This is a genomic window from Polaribacter sp. R2A056_3_33 (assembly GCF_019278485.1).
Lineage (GTDB): Bacteria > Bacteroidota > Bacteroidia > Flavobacteriales > Flavobacteriaceae > Polaribacter.
In genome coordinates, this window is the sequence record NZ_CP058984.1 from 2,731,443 (window position 1) to 2,745,075 (window position 13,633).

The following is a 13,633-nucleotide window of genomic DNA, read 5'->3' on the forward strand; positions in this document are numbered from 1 at the left end:
AATTATTTTAATTTATCTAAAAAAGGCTTTAATTCTAATAGCGTTATATCATCACGTTTTCTTAATTCTTTTAGAAACCAAGCTTTGTGTCCGGCACCATAAGTAATTAAAATACGTTTATTTTGAGACTTATATTTCTGTAAAGTTTTCTCAATATTCCAATAATGTGCAATATTAATATTGTCCCAACCACCAAGACCTAATTCTTCATTAAAAAGTCTGTTATAAGCTCCTAATCCAATATTGGAAATACTATCGTAAGTATTGGTGTGTATAAAATAAGGGTCATTTCTGTTACCTGTAATAGCCATAATAGAATCAGATTTTCTATTAGCTTCTCTGTATTGTTTCCAATCAGATTTCCGTAAAGTATCTCTGCTAATGGCTCTTAATTTTTGTTGACGTTCTCTTGCCATAGAAGCAGACCAACCTGCAGTTGGTATAATTTCAAAATCCATAGTTTTTGATAGCGGAAAAATGACTTCTGTATATTCTGGAAAACGAGAAACCCTAGGTTCTGAAATAGAATCATCTCTTTTAAAACCTTTCATCGCTTCTTCAAATCTATTTGGCGGAATTTCAGTTAAAATAAGATCAGGTTTAATTTCTTGAATCAGTTTTGTTAGTTTTTCTATAGAATATTCGTCTGAAGTTAAATGACTACCATGTATCGTTCCTAAAACTAAAACTTCATTCTTTTTATCTTTAGTACAACTAAAAAGTAAAAAGATAAAACTAAGGGCAAAAAGACTTTTAATTATTGTTTTCATATTTATTATCTTAAAATTTTATTAGGAAAAACAACAACACTTTCGTGTCCATTCTCTCCAACAGCTGCCACACCAAAAAAGAAATTATCTATTACAATTCCGTTTAAAGTAAACTCTGTAGATTCTACATATCTAAAATTGTCCCAAGTAGGAGAGGTAGTGTCTCTCCAATAAATTTTATACCCTTTGGCTCCGTCAACTTTATTCCATTTTAACTTTACAGAAGCTTCTACAATACCGCCAATAGCTACTTCTTTTGGCGCTTCTGGAGCCCATGCTAAATTGGCCATTGTAATTGCATTAACAGCGGTTAATTTCTTTGCATACTCAAAATTTACATGCTCAAAAGTATCTCCGTATTTTATACTGTTTTCGGTTCTAATGTCTTGATGTTGTTGTGTGTAGTTTTCATGTGCTTCCATAATTCTAATTCCAGCAAAACCTAAATCGTTAAAAGGTCTGTGATGTCCTCCACGGCCAAATCTATCCAATCTATAAATCATCATCGGATTCATTTCTGGCATATATGTTTTTACATTTTTGTGAATATATCTTGCCAATTGTCTCGAAATTCCATCGACTTCACCACCATAAAACCTACGCATCTTACGTTGGGTTTCTGTTTCGTTTACAGGTACAGGTTCCGAGAAAATTCTAAAACTACGATTGTCAATTACACCATCTACACCTTTTATATTCCCAATCATATCGTTGTTTAAAACACCAATAATATCCCAACCTTTATCTTTAGCGTACTTGGCTAAACCAGCGCCACCAAACAATCCTTGTTCTTCACCGGAAAGACCTACGTAAATAATACTACTTTCAAATTGATACTTGCTTAATACTCTTGCAGCTTCTATGGTTCCTGCCATTCCAGAGGCATTGTCGTTCGCGCCAGGTGCATCTGTGGTAAAATCCATCGTATCGCTTGCACGAGAATCAATATCACCACTCATAATAATGTATTTGTTTGGGTATTTGGTTCCTTTTTGAACTGCCACAACATTTACAATCCACGCATCATGAGGAACTCTTCTATTACCTTTTTTAGTAACAAAATCCTTTTGATAAAAAGTGTTGATGCAATTGTTACAATTGCTAGATATTTTATCGAATTCGGCTTTTATCCAGCGTCTAGCTGCACCAATACCTCGAGTTGTGGAAATGGTATCTGAAAAAGTATTTCTTGTACCGAATTCTGTTAAGGTTTTTATATCAGCTTTAATATTGTCTGCTGAAACAGAGTTTATAATATCATAAATTTTAAGATCTGTTTGTGCAGAAATAGAAATTGACATCAATAAAAATAATAGTGTAATTTTTTTCATCCGAAGGAAAGTTTAGGCTACTAAATTACAAAACAAAAAAGAGAACAGATTAAAAATCCGTTCTCTTTTATTATTTTATTTAAAATGCTATAAGCTGTTTGAGATCTATCTTCAACCTTTAGGTTAAAATAGAGCTTGCAGCATGTACACTATTCATCAATACTAACATGAAATAAAGCATCTCCTTTATTTACGATTGGTGTTTTATTAATACAGAAAATATGACAATCAAACGGCGCATAAATTTTCTTTTTAAACTCACCAAAAGGATCTTGTATTACGCCTAAAACTTCTTTCTTTTTTACAAAGCTTCCGTTTGCTACTCTAATTTTAAACATCCCAGAATCAGATGATCTTATCCACTTTGCCTTATGCACAAAAACAGGAGTTTCTCTAACCGTAATGTCTCCTTCAATAAGACCTAAACGAATTAATACATTTTTAGTTCCGTTAACACCTTCGTTAATAATTGTAGGGTTTAGTTCTTTAGATTTTCCTCCTTCGAAAAGTAAAACGGTTTTACCCATTTTATGTAATGTATCTCTAAGTGATTTTGTAATGTTTTCAGAAAAAACAATCATTGGAGGGTTAAAAACCTTAGCCAATTCTAATGCTTTTTCATCTTCTTTACTACATCTTATTTGTGCAATATTATCGCGATCTCCACCCCCAGTATGAAAATCGATAACATAGTCTACAATCGGAGCAATTTCTTTTGTAAATTGATAGGCAAATTGGCTCGCTAACGATCCACCTGCAGAACCAGGAAACATTCTATTTAAATCACGTCCGTCAGGAAATTCTCTAGTCTGAATTAAATACCCAAAAATATTAAAAACAGGAATGCAAATAATGGTTCCAGTTTTTGGTTTATTAATTTTTAAATTAATGATTTCTCTAATAATTCCTACTCCATTTGTTTCATCACCATGAATACCTGCAAGTAATAAAACAACAGGTCCAGGATTTTGAGAGCGTTCTATAATTATTGGAACCTTAACAGTAGTTCTTGTATGTAATTTTGCTACTTCTAAATCTAAAACGGTACGTTTTCCTAAAGGAATTACTTTCCCTAAAAGGATAAAAGGTTTACTCGACATGAATTTCTAAATAACGAATTATTTCTTTCGCGATATTTTTACCAGTTGCTACCTCAATTCCCTCTAAACCTGGAGAAGAATTTACTTCTAATACCAAAGGTCCTTTAGATGATTGTAACATATCTACTCCGGCAACACCCAAACCTAAAGCTTTGGTTGCTTTTAAGGCAGTTTTTTCTTCTTCGTCTGTCAATTCTATGACAGTTGCATTACCACCTCTGTGTAAATTAGAACGGAATTCTCCTTCTTTTCCTTGGCGTTTCATAGCACCAATTACTTTACCATCAACTACAAAAGCTCTAATATCTGCACCACCAGCTTCTTTAATAAATTCTTGCGCAATTACTCTTGCACCCAATCCATTAAAAGCTTCTAAAACGGAAGTTGCAGCGTTTTTGGTTTCAGCCAAAACAACACCTAAACCTTGTGTTCCTTCCAATAATTTTAAAATTAAAGGGGCTCCACCAACAGATTCTACTACGTGTTCTACATCTTTTGTGTAGTTGGTGAAAACTGTTTTTGGCAACCCAACACCAGCTCTTGCTAAAATTTGTAAACTGCTTAATTTATCTCTAGATTTTACTAAAGCTTGAGAAGAAACTGCAGAAAATACTTTCATCATTTCAAATTGACGAATAACAGCAGTTCCATAAAAAGTTACAGAAGCACCAATTCTTGGTATAATAGCATCAATGTTTTCTAAATATTCACCTTTATAAAATATTTTTGGCGATCTTTTTTCAATTTCAATGTTACATTTTAAATGGTCTACAACCATTACTTCATGACCTCTTTTTTCGGCGGATTCTACCAATCTTCTAGTTGAATACAATTTAGGATTTCTAGACAGAATTACAATTCTCATTATATTTTATTTTTTAATTTGTGTGATAAGTTTGTCTTTGTAGTGTCTATCACGAATTTTTTATTTAAAAATTTTCTTCCAAGCAAGATCGGAAACTTCATGTCTTTACGTTCACTTAATGTTAAATGAATAGGGAATATTTCGTTGAAAATTACAATTTCAGTTTCAACTAAAAACCTTTTTTCTGAAATTCCATTCGAGCTTTTCACCAATTTAGAAGCATAATTTTTTGTAGTAAACTCCTTATTATTGTAAAATGGATGCTCTGGATCTAATAGCTTAAACCTGATGAAATTTTTTCCGTCTATGGTTATTTCTTCAATATTAGAACAATGTATTGATGATGTATAAGCGCCAGAGTCAATTTTTAAATCGATGTCTTCTAAATGGAGTTCCGGGAAATCTGCTTTATCAACACGACCAATGGTTATTTTCATATATTATTTTAAACTGCTGTAAAATTAGTGATACTTATTCGAAATCTTGATAAAATGAAAAAAATTATAAAGAATTATTAAATAACTAATCTAACGATAAGGTTTTTAAAAATTAGATAAATTTTTGATGTTTTAAAACCGATATAAATATCAATTATATTTGAATCTTAAATTTAGATAAATATAGAAAAAAATATAAAACTTTTTTCTTGTTAAGGCTATTCTATTTTAGAAAATGGACTATTCGTTTACAACTTGATTAAAATAGCTATTTATATTTTTTTTATTTTTATTAATGAATTACAAGTCAGAGTATTAAAAATATAAGTTAAACAAATTAAAGAACTAAGGATACTTCTGTTAAATGTTTTTTAAATGCCTATAGATGTATATATTTGCACCCTAATTATAAATTAAAAGAATAAATATGAAAAAACCTACTATCGGATTTATCGGACTTGGCCTTATGGGTGGTAACATGGTTGAAAATTTGCAAAAAAGAGGTTATGAGTTAACAGTAATGGACCTTAACAAAGATGAGGTTGCAACTGTAATAGCTCGTGGTAATGCTACCGAAGCTAGCTCTCCTAAGGAATTAGCAGAAAAAAGTGATATTATAATGTTTTGTTTAACTACATCTGCTGTAGTTGAAAAGATTGTTTACGGTGAAGATGGAATTTTAGCCGGTATTAAAGAAGGTACTGTTTTAATTGATTTTGGAACTTCAATTCCTGCATCTACGATTAAGATTGGTAAAGATTTAGCAGCTAAAGGAGCTGGTATGATTGATGCACCTTTAGGTCGTACACCTGCACATGCAAAAGACGGATTATTAAATATCATGGCAGCTGGAGATAAAGCTACTTTTGATAAAGTAAAACCAGTTTTAGATGAGCAAGGAGAGAATGTGTTTTATTTAGGAGCTTTAGGAGCAGGTCATACAACTAAGTTAATTAATAACTTTATGGGAATGACTACTGTTGTTGCAATGTCTCAGGCTTTTGCTGCTGCAAAACTTGCAGGAGTAGATACACAACAATTGTTTGATATTATGTCTTCTGGACCGTCAAACTCTCCATTCATGAAATTTTGTAAACATTACGCAGTAGATAACGTAAGTGATTTAGGTTTTTCTATTAACAATGCAAATAAAGATTTAGGTTATTTTGTTCAGATGATGAACGATTTAGGTACTACTTCTAAAATAGCAGAAGCTACTTCAGCAAACCTTCAAGCAGCTGTAGCGGCTGATATGGGAAGTGGAAATGTTCCTGAAATTTTCGATTACTTTACAAGTTTAAAGAAATAATTATTTCCGCAATAGCGGAAGTATAAAATAAGTTTTGATTTTAATATCAAAATGAAATGTATAAAAATACCTCGAGGCTTTGCTTCGAGGTATTTTTTGTTTTTATAATGATTTACAAAATGTCAGTCCGAGTAAAATTTCTTTTTTAGAAATTTTGTATCGAGAACTAATTTAGAACTACTATTATATTGTCTAAAGAGAAGATATTTAAAGTCTATAACTTTGCAATTGCAGCTTCTGCACAACGTTCTCCATCCATGGCAGCAGAAACAATTCCACCAGCATAACCACCACCTTCACCACAAGGATATAAACCTTCTATTTCTGTATGTTCTAAACTTTCTTTTCTAGGGATGTTTACCGGTGATGAAGTTCTAGATTCTACTCCAATAATATTTGCTTCGTTGGTATAATAACCGTGCATTTTTTGTCCGAATGCTGCAAAACCTTTTCTTAATCTACCTCCAATAATTTTTGGTAATAAGGAATGTAAAGGAGCTGATTTTAATCCTGGTTGATATGAACAATCATTTAAATCGTTAGAAAGTCTTCCGTCTACAAAATCCACCAATCTTTGTGCAGGTGCTGTTTGTGTTCTTCCTCCAGCAAAAAAGGCTATTTTTTCTAAATCTTTTTGAAATTCTAATCCTTTTAAAGGTCCAAACTGTTCGTATTTCTTAAAATCTTTATCAATATCTAATTCAACTACAATACCAGAGTTTGCAAAGCGGTTATTTCTACGAGAAGGCGACATTCCGTTTACAACAACTTCACCGTTTGCAGTAGCTGCAGGAACAATAAATCCACCAGGACACATACAAAAAGAATATACACCTCTATTATTTACTTGGTGTACCAAGCTATAAGCTGCTGCTGGTAACAATTCGTCTCTTTCTCCTGAACAATGATATTGAATTTGATCTATAATTTCTTGCGGATGTTCTACACGAACGCCCATCGCAAAAGACTTTGCTTTTAAAGCAATCTCTTTCTTGTGTAGTAATTCGTATATATCTCTGGCCGAATGTCCGGTTGCTAAAATAACTGAATTCACAGCCATTTCTTTTCCGTTTTTAAGATGGATAGCTTGTAGTTTATTGTTTTTTACAGTAAAATCGGTAACACGAGTTTCAAAATGAATTTCACCACCGTACTTTAAAATATTCTCACGAACATTCTCGATGATTTTTGGTAATTTATTGGTTCCAATATGAGGGTGTGCATCTACCAAAATTTGTTCTGTTGCTCCATGAAAAACTAAATTTTCAAAAATTCTTCTAACATCACCACGTTTTAATGAGCGTGTGTAGAGTTTTCCATCAGAATAGGTTCCGGCTCCACCTTCACCAAAACAATAATTAGAATCTTCGTTTACAAAATGATCTTGATTGATGGCTTTTAAATCACGCCTTCTATCTTGTACATTTTTTCCACGTTCTAAAACAATTGGTTTGTAACCTAATTCTATACAACGCAAAGCGGCGTACATTCCTGCGGGTCCAAAACCAATAATATGTACTTCTTTGGCATTAGAAACATCTTTATATTCAAAAATATAATCAGATTTCTCTGGTACTTTTTCATTGATATAAACGGCTACTTTGTAGTTAAATATGATGTCTTTTTTACGTGCATCTATAGATTTACGCAATACTTTAACAGCAGAAATTTCACTTTTATCAAGGCTTAATTGCTTAGAAGCTTTGTATAATAAGATGTTTTCTTTACGTTCTTCTATTAAATTTACTCGAAGTTGAATTTCTTTTACCATGTGGCAAAAATAATGAATTTTAAAGTCTAAAAAAGCTACGAATTCATGAATTTATCTTGAATATGATATAATGATAATTTTTAGCGTTAAAAATATTTAAGTTGAGTAGGTGAATTGATGTATCCTGTTTTTTAAGTTTATGGTTGTAAAAGGCCTTTTTTTGTGCTTTTATTTTCTGTTTGAGCGTAGTTGAGATTTAATTACCGACTAAAATAGGTCTTGATTACATGCAAGGAGACATTTATTTCATTTTTTTAATTAGATAAATTTTGTACTGTTTTTGTACCTGAATAAAATGAAACACGTTAACTTTATGCTAAAATTAAGAATTAGATATTTTATTTTTTTTTAATTTTAAATGATGACTATATTGTGAATATAATTATTATAAAATGCTATGAAAATCACGGGTAAAAATCACGATTTTATCTATCTTTAAAAAATATTTGAAAGGATGCTAGACAAGGAAAAATATAAGGTAAAAGGGACTATTCAATTGACTGATTTTAATACAAAAGAAGTAATAGAAAAGTCTAAGAAGAAGCTAAAGAAAATCAGAAAAAAACTGAGTGATATTCAGGATACAATGTATGCAGAAGGCAAATATAGCATGCTTATTTGCTTACAAGGAATGGATACTTCTGGCAAAGACAGTTTAATTAGAGAGGTTTTTAAAGATGTAAATGCACGTGGAGTAGAAGTGCATAGTTTTAAAGTACCAACAGAGTTGGAATTAAAGCACGATTTTTTATGGCGTCATTATATTGCACTTCCTGCAAAAGGTAAAATAGGTGTTTTTAATAGAACACATTATGAAAACGTGTTGGTGACAAGAGTGCATCCTGAGTATGTTTTTGGAGAAAATATTCCGACCATAAATACGTTAGAAGATATCAATGATGCTTTTTTTCATGAAAGAATGGAAAGAATCAATAATTTTGAAAAGCATATTACAGATAGTGGAACCATTGTGTTAAAGTTCTTTTTAAATTTGTCTAAAGACGAACAAAAGAATAGATTATTACGCAGGTTGAATTTACCTGAAAAGAATTGGAAATTTTCTGCAGGAGATTTAAAAGAACGTAAACTGTGGGATAAATACCAGTTCTGTTATGAAGATTTATTAAACAGAACTTCTAAAGAAAATGCACCTTGGTTTATAATTCCTGCGGATGACAAACCAACGGCAAGATTTATTTTAGCAGATATTGTATTAGAAGAATTAGAAAAATATAATTTTAAAGAGCCAACTTTACCTGCAAAAATTCAGGATCAAGTAGCTGCATTTAAAACACAATTAAATAACGAATAGTTCTTGCTTGCGATTTAATAGGTAATTATTTTTACCTGAGCGAAGTAGAGAAATTAAAATATTAAAATGAATTTAGATTTAAAGAAGCCAATCGTATTTTTCGATTTAGAAACAACAGGAGTAAACATTGCAACAGATAAAGTTGTTGAAATTGCCATATTAAAAGTATTCCCAAACGGAAATAAAGAAAGTAAAACTTGGTTGGTAAATCCGGAAATGGAAATTCCACAAGGATCTATAGATGTACATGGAATTACAAATGAAAAAGTAGCTTCAGAGCCAACTTTTAAAGAATTAGCACCACAAATTAATGAGATGATTGCAGATTCTGATTTGGCAGGTTTTAACTCTAATCGTTTTGACATCCCGCTTTTAGCGGAAGAATTAATGAGAGCTGGTATCGACTTTGATATGAAAAATAGAAAAGCAATTGATGTGCAAGTAATTTTTCATAAAAAAGAACAAAGAACATTAAGTGCTGGATATCAGTTTTACTGCGGAAAAGAATTAGAAGGAGCACACGGAGCAGAAGCAGATACTAATGCAACGTACGAAATTTTGTTAGCTCAGTTAGATAAATATGATGACATACAAAATACTGTAGATGCTTTAAGTGAATATTCTACACACGGAGAAAGAGCAGATTTTGCTGGTTTTATTCTGATGAATGATAAAAAGCAAGAAATTTTCTCTTTCGGAAAATACAAAGGTAGAACGGTAGAAGAGGTGTTTAAAGAAAACCCTGGTTATAATAACTGGATGCAGAATGCAGATTTTCCTTTGTACACTAAAAAGGTTTTAAAAGAAATTAAAGAAAGAATGACGGCGCCAAAAAAGCAAATGTCTGACAAAGAAAAATTAGAAGCTTTACAACAGAAGTTTAATTTAAGATAGTTCTTTTTTGTCATTTGGAATGAGTCTTTTTAGGCGATTGAGAAATCTAATAATTAAGATGTATTAAACTAAACTGTCAATTAAACAGTTAAAAAATTACACAACAAACAATGTTTACAGAATATAAAAATTTACCAAATAATTCTCGCGTTTGGATTTACCAATCCAATAGAGAATTTACAGAGAATGAAATAAACTTTATTTCAGAAAAAGCAGAAGACTTTATTAACCAATGGACGCGTCATGGTGACGATTTAAAAGGTTCTTTTACTATAAAATACAACCAGTTTTTGGTGTTGGCAGTAGATGAAAGCTTTAACAATGTTTCTGGTTGTTCTATAGATAGTTCTGTTCGTTTTATTAAAGAATTAGAAAACGAATTACAATTAGATTTAATGGATAAATTGAATGTTACTTTTAAAGATAATGACAATATTAACTTAGTAAAATTGTTCGATTTTCAGAAGTTTGCAGAAGAAAATAAAGTAACTGCCGATACGATTGTTTTTAATAATATGGTAGCTACCAAAGAAGATTTTGAAAACAATTGGGAAATTCCCGCAAAAGATAGTTGGCACAAACGTTTTTTGGTGTAAAAATTGTATTAAAATTATTGAATTCAGTTAGCAAATTGTTGCGTTAAGGATAGAGCGGTCTGTTTGAGCTCTTTTTTAGGTTTCAGTTCGAATGGTTACGCTTTTTAGCGTAATTGTATAGAGAACAACCTAAAAAAAGCGAGTAGCGAAAGCCTGTTAAAACGCCCTAAGAATATGTCCCATAATAATATGAAGAAAGAGTTATTAATAGTCGTTTTTATAAGTTTTGTTTTTAATTTATCTGCACAAAGTGTAGATCCTTTAATAGCGAAAGATGCAGAGGCGCAAGATATTTGGGTAGATAGTATTTTAAAAAATATGTCGATTGATGAGAAGATTGGTCAGCTTTTTATGATACAAGCCTATTCTAATAAAGACAAAAAGCACGAAGCTTATATTACCAATATGATTCAAAAATATCATGTGGGTAATTTAATTTTTATGCAAGGAACACCTGAAAAACAAGCGGTACTTACTAATAAATTTCAAGATTCGGCAAAAGTACCTTTGTTAATTGGTTTTGATGGAGAATGGGGCTTGGACATGCGTTTAAAAGATACCTATAGATTTCCTTGGAACATGACTTTGGGTGCTATTGAAAAAGATTCTTTAATTACTGAATTCGGTAAGCATTTGGGGATGCATTGTAAGCGATTGGGAATTCATGTAAACTTTGCGCCAGTTGTAGATATTAATACAAATCCAGAAAACCCAATTATTGGAAACAGATCTTTTGGTGAAGATAAAGAAAACGTAACCCAGAAAGCGATTGCGTTTACAAAAGGGATGCAAAGTCAAGGGGTTTTGGCAAATGCAAAACATTTTCCGGGGCATGGAGATACCGAAACAGATTCTCACCATACATTACCCGTTTTAAATTTTGATTTAGCGCGCTTAGATTCTGTTGAATTGTACCCATACAAAAGAGTTTTTGATGCTGGTATGGCAAGTGTTATGACGGCACATTTAAGTATTGCTAGTTTAGAACCAGATAGTAGATTGCCTACTTCTTTGTCTAAAAATGTAGTGACTAATTTATTGCAGCAAAAATTAGGCTTCTTAGGCTTGGTAATTACCGATGGTTTAAATATGAAGGGTGCTGCTAATTATGCTACTTCGGCAGAAATTAATTTGGCAGCTATACAAGCAGGGAATGATTTACTGTTAATTCCGCAAGAGATTCCTGCTACGGTAAATATGATTAAAAAGGCTATTGAGTTAAAGACATTAACAGAAGAAAGAATCAATTTTTCTGTTCGTAAAATATTAAAAGCGAAATATTGGGCAGGTTTAAATGAATATAAACCAGTAGTCTTAAATAATTTGCATGAAGACTTAAATTCAATTGAAGATGAATTATTGCATAGAGAATTGGTGAAGAATTCTTTAACTGTTCTCAAAAATAAAAACTATAATATACCTATTACAAATTTAGAAGAAAGAAAAATTGCATATGTAAAATTAGGCGACGATTCTGGATATCCTTTTATTGATATGCTTCAAAATTATGGACAAGTAGATGAGATTTATAGTGAAAATTTAGACGGACTTATAACAAAATTGAAACCTTATAACATGGTAATCGTTGGTTTTCATAAATCGAATGCTAACCCATGGAAAAGTTATAAGTTTACAAATAAAGAATTGGTTTGGTTGCAAGAAATATCTAGAGAGAATAATGTAATTTTAGATGTTTTTGCAAGTCCTTATAGTTTATTACAGGTAAAATCTTTTACAAATATAGAAGGCATTATTGTGTCTTACCAAAATAGTAAATTGGCCCAAGAACTCTCTGCTCAATTAATTTTTGGAGCTTTTGGAGCAAAAGGGAAGTTGCCTGTTTCTATTAAAAGTGATTTTTTAGAAGGTAGTGGTTTCTTTACCTCAAACCTAAGTAGATTTGAATATACCATACCAGAAGCAGCCCAATTATCTTCTATAAAATTAAAAAAGATAGATTCTTTAGCTACCATTATTTTAAAGGAAAAAATGGCACCAGGTTTTCAGGTTGTAGTGGCAAGACATGGTAAAATTGTCTTAGAGAAAAGTTACGGTCATCACACAGATGATACGTCTAGAAAAGTAAAAAATTCTGACGTGTATGATTTGGCTTCCCTTACTAAAATTTTAGCATCTTTACCTTTAGTGATGAAAGCAGAAGAAGAGAAGAAAATTTCTTTAAATGAAAAACTTCAAGATCTTTTACCAGGTTTTAAAGGCTCTAATAAAGCTGCGGTTTCTGTTAGAGAAATCCTTTCACATTACGGACGTTTAAAAGCGTGGATTCCTTTTTACGTGGCAACTCAAGATAGTATAACGCATAAAAATTTACCTGCTTTTTATAGTAATAAACAATCGGAAAGATTTTCACTAAACGTGGCAAAAAACTTATATATAAACAAGAGTTATAAAGACAGTATTTATAAATATATTAAAGATGCAGACCAAAGAACAACTGCAGGTTATAAATACAGCGATTTAGGATATTATTTATTGCAAGAAGCGATAGAAAATACTTATGAAAAACCTTTAAATACCTTGGTAGATGAAGAGTTTTACCAATCTTTAGGTGCTAATAGAACTACTTATTTACCACTTCAAAAGTTTCCTGCAAACGAAATTATACCTACCGAAAAAGACAACTATTACCGTAACCAATTAGTACAAGGTTATGTGCATGATATGGGAGCTGCGATGTTAGGTGGAGTAGGTGGGCATGCAGGTTTATTTGCCAATGCAAACGATGTTGCAAAAATTATGCAGATGTATTTACAGAAAGGATATTATGGTGGTAAAAGGTATTTAAAAACAGAAACCTTAGACAAATTTAACCATCGTTATTTTTCAGATATGCAGGTGCGTAGAGGTTTAGGTTTCGATAAACCGCAGTTAAACCCTAAGGTAAAAGCAACTTGTGGCTGTGTATCCGACGAGAGTTTTGGGCATTCTGGTTTTACAGGTACTTACACTTGGGCAGATCCACAAAGTGGAATTGTATATGTATTTTTGTCTAATAGAGTGTACCCTACAGCAGCAAACATGAGTTTGGTAAGGAGTAATATGCGTACAGAAATTCAGCAAGTTATTCAGGATGCTATTATAAATTAAGAAGTATAAAATATTCTTTTTCAGAAGCTATTTCCTGCTTTTCGCACTCGCTTTTTTTATTCAGAAAAAGAATAAAAAAGAGCTCAAACAATTGCTGCAATCAGGGCTAAACTTGGTTGCTAGCTTTATTGTATTATAGA

At 31.7% G+C, this 13,633-nt stretch carries 11 protein-coding genes; 5 read left to right on the top strand and 6 right to left on the bottom strand.

The features are described from left to right. Positions 1-2 precede the first annotated feature (2 nt). The 5 genes from H0I29_RS11455 to H0I29_RS11475 all read right to left on the bottom strand — a co-directional run bounded on the left by H0I29_RS11455 (position 3) and on the right by H0I29_RS11475 (position 4,503). Positions 3-770 (bottom strand): hypothetical protein, encoded by a 768-nt coding sequence (locus H0I29_RS11455; RefSeq protein ID WP_218752432.1) that lies wholly within the window; start codon positions 768-770, stop codon positions 3-5. A gap of 5 nt (positions 771-775) precedes the next feature. Next, a complete protein-coding gene (locus H0I29_RS11460; protein WP_218752434.1) occupies positions 776-2,101 on the bottom strand; it encodes a M28 family peptidase in 1,326 nt (441 codons plus the stop codon). Between the two features lie 149 nt (positions 2,102-2,250). Next, positions 2,251-3,201 (bottom strand): succinylglutamate desuccinylase/aspartoacylase family protein, encoded by a 951-nt coding sequence (locus tag H0I29_RS11465; RefSeq protein ID WP_218752436.1) that lies wholly within the window; start codon positions 3,199-3,201, stop codon positions 2,251-2,253. Next, positions 3,191-4,066, bottom strand: a complete 876-nt coding sequence (rimK, locus tag H0I29_RS11470) for a 30S ribosomal protein S6--L-glutamate ligase (RefSeq protein ID WP_165732831.1) — start codon at positions 4,064-4,066, stop codon at positions 3,191-3,193. The genes H0I29_RS11465 and rimK overlap by 11 nt, the downstream gene beginning before the upstream one ends. After that, entirely contained in the window at positions 4,066-4,503 is a 438-nt protein-coding gene (locus H0I29_RS11475) for a RimK/LysX family protein (protein ID WP_218732867.1), read from the bottom strand. Before H0I29_RS11475 ends, rimK begins: the two co-directional genes overlap by 1 nt. A gap of 427 nt (positions 4,504-4,930) precedes the next feature. Between H0I29_RS11475 and H0I29_RS11480 the strand changes: the two genes are divergently transcribed. After that, positions 4,931-5,812 (top strand): NAD(P)-dependent oxidoreductase, encoded by an 882-nt coding sequence (locus H0I29_RS11480; protein WP_218732868.1) that lies wholly within the window; start codon positions 4,931-4,933, stop codon positions 5,810-5,812. A gap of 214 nt (positions 5,813-6,026) precedes the next feature. On the opposite strand, the gene H0I29_RS11485 is transcribed toward H0I29_RS11480, so the two are convergent. Beyond that, positions 6,027-7,583: an NAD(P)/FAD-dependent oxidoreductase gene (locus H0I29_RS11485; protein ID WP_218752437.1), complete on the bottom strand. Its 1,557-nt coding sequence runs from the start codon at positions 7,581-7,583 to the stop codon at positions 6,027-6,029. Positions 7,584-8,037: 454 nt separating this feature from the next. Between H0I29_RS11485 and H0I29_RS11490 the strand changes: the two genes are divergently transcribed. From H0I29_RS11490 to H0I29_RS11505, 4 genes are all read left to right on the top strand, one after another. Further along, on the top strand, positions 8,038-8,895 hold the full coding sequence (locus H0I29_RS11490) for a PPK2 family polyphosphate kinase (protein ID WP_218752438.1): 858 nt from the start codon (positions 8,038-8,040) through the stop codon (positions 8,893-8,895). A 66-nt stretch (positions 8,896-8,961) separates the two neighbouring features. After that, a complete protein-coding gene (locus tag H0I29_RS11495) occupies positions 8,962-9,789 on the top strand; it encodes a 3'-5' exonuclease (RefSeq protein WP_218732871.1) in 828 nt (275 codons plus the stop codon). A gap of 110 nt (positions 9,790-9,899) precedes the next feature. After that, positions 9,900-10,385, top strand: coding sequence for an ABC transporter ATPase (locus H0I29_RS11500; RefSeq protein WP_218752439.1), 486 nt, complete (start codon positions 9,900-9,902; stop codon positions 10,383-10,385). Between the two features lie 189 nt (positions 10,386-10,574). Next, a complete protein-coding gene (locus H0I29_RS11505; protein ID WP_218755235.1) occupies positions 10,575-13,493 on the top strand; it encodes a glycoside hydrolase family 3 N-terminal domain-containing protein in 2,919 nt (972 codons plus the stop codon). The last annotated feature ends 140 nt before the right edge of the window (positions 13,494-13,633 follow it).